This window comes from bacterium (assembly GCA_037131655.1).
In the GTDB taxonomy this organism is placed as follows: domain Bacteria; phylum Armatimonadota; class Fimbriimonadia; order Fimbriimonadales; family JBAXQP01; genus JBAXQP01.
On record JBAXQP010000374.1, the window covers coordinates 1 to 2,257 of the forward strand.

General features: G+C 43.7%; 2 protein-coding genes. One reads left to right on the plus strand and one right to left on the minus strand.

What is annotated here, in order from left to right; genetic code table 11:
- On the plus strand, positions 1–1,702 hold a 1,702-nt coding region (locus WCO51_12610; GenBank protein MEI6514094.1), incomplete at its 5' end, for a SidC.
- Positions 1,703–1,957: 255 nt separating this feature from the next.
- On the opposite strand, the gene WCO51_12615 is transcribed toward WCO51_12610, so the two are convergent.
- On the minus strand, positions 1,958–2,257 hold a 300-nt coding region (locus WCO51_12615), incomplete at its 5' end, for a reverse transcriptase domain-containing protein (GenBank protein ID MEI6514095.1).

Below are 2,257 nucleotides of genomic sequence, written 5' to 3' on the forward strand. Positions count from 1 at the left end.
ACCGGATATTGATACAGCCATGGGATTTAATGCAAGAACAGCAACACCTGCAGAGTATATCGAAGCTTTATTAGGATATTGTGCCCCCAATCTATTCGATGACAAAACGGAATCGCCTTTCAACGCATTAACCCAAGCAGAAGACTGGTCTATCGCGACGCAATTTTTATTAGGCATCGCAAATATCTATGACGTCTCTCAAAACAAAGTGGGTCCAAGCGCGAATTTTGGACGGATTTTGGATGGCAATGCGAAATTAAGTCAAGAACTTGCCCAAACACTGGCACAAGCGCAACAAAACAACCAATGTATAGAGGACGCGGCACTATCCTGGATGAACGCTCATGCAACGCAATTACAACTCAAAAAAACCTTCGACACAAATGACGTGACGACCATTAAAGAAACCTTTGCAACGCTTTATGCAGAAATCAAAGACGCCCCACATTTTGATGAATTCTTTGTATTAGACACCAAAAAACAAGGAAGCTTTTTCACACACCAAGGGGCTATCTGTGCCAGCTTTGCCGAATTTGCATGCTCTCCTTTATTCGACTTACCACAAAAATTAATCGATGCTTTATCGAGCGCGCGCAACAATGCAAGCACTTTAAGCACAGAAATACCCCATCAGAATCCCTTGGTTCAGGGGGAAGTCGAAATCAATACGACAACCATGGGCAACACCGAATTACAAGCCTTATACGAACGCATCAGTACTTATAAAGACGCCAAACTCAAAGAACAACTCTTGGCACAACTCAAACAAGAACGCCCCGACTTCAAGCCTCAAATAGATGCTAAACAATTCTTGCAACATGTGGCTTATGGTGAACAAATTGAGGCAGAAGCCTTACTTCAAAAAGCCCCTGAATTAGCCCAAGCGCTCTTAAAAGCCCATGACATACCCTTCACCGACTACTCAGGGCGAACCTTCACTTGCACCGCTTATGAATACGCGTATTGGGCCAAAGACACGCATATGCAGCGGATGTTAGAAAAACACATCCAACAAAATGAAGAAACACGAAGTCTTATTCTAACAAAGGCTCAGACCATAGAAGAATTAGTGACACCGCAAGCCGCTTCAGGACTTTTTGAACATCCAAGACCACGAGGATTACAGTACACCACCCAAGATAAAGAGGGAAAAACGATAACGCATTGTGAGGCACATTTTGACCTGACGCCATTAAAAGAAGCATTAAAGCATTATTTAGAGGAGCATGATAAGAATCTTGATAAGTCTGAAGCTGATTGGGATGTACTCGATAAAATATGGATAGAAGAAGTGGGTCGTGCACAGCGCGATGTGCCTGCACATATTGCTCAAGAATATTGTCATCCTAATCGGTCTTTTGAGGATGTAACTAAGGACAAAGCTTTGTTGGATGCTCAGAACCCTGCCAATCTAAAGCGGCAGCTCAAGTTTTATAACTATGAGACTGACAAGTATGATTTGTGGTTTTGCCCGGGCGGTTACTCTATAGATTCTGGTCTAGGGCTTTCATTCGGAATATTACGCGCCGCGATGCCATGCGCGCTGGGGTTGCGGGTGGGGCGTGAGTGCGATGTGGGTGTCGTGATGGATTTCGAGGCCGTCAAGGCCATTGATGAAGCGAGAACGTGTGACCTTAGACAGTCACTAAGCAATCTAAGTCAGCCACCAACTGCACAGTCGTCTCAATCTCACGGTATTTAGTGAATAGTAGACCCGCGGCAATTCCTGCGATGTAACTATCACGACAGCTGTGAATAAATTGAAGTAGTACGGTTCGATAATGCCAACTTTGACTCGTTCTCACCCACCAGGCCAGCCATGCGTTCAAGTAGCGTCTGATTCGTGGGATAGAAAATCCATCAATAACCATAAGCCTAACTTGCTCACGTGCATTTCTTAGTGTTCTCGCATGCGGAACAATTGGGATTTGCTCAGGATTTGCTTCATCGGCAATGATTAAGTTGTTATTACCCCCCCCCCATGTTGGTTAAATAACAAGCAATCATCGACAAACCTATCATTTGCAGCCGAAGGACTTAAATCCTGTGGGACACAGGTGTTATTTGGAGATTGTGTTTCCAAATATTGGATGCCTAAAAAATGAAACCCAGTTTCTATAGCGCCAATTCGTGTTTTTTTACGAGACAACTGCAAGCGTCTTTCTTGTAAGATATTCATAAGACGTCTTTTGCACCGCTCTAATTGGCGTTTTGTTTTGCATAAAATAATCACATCATCTTGATAACGCAGATACAC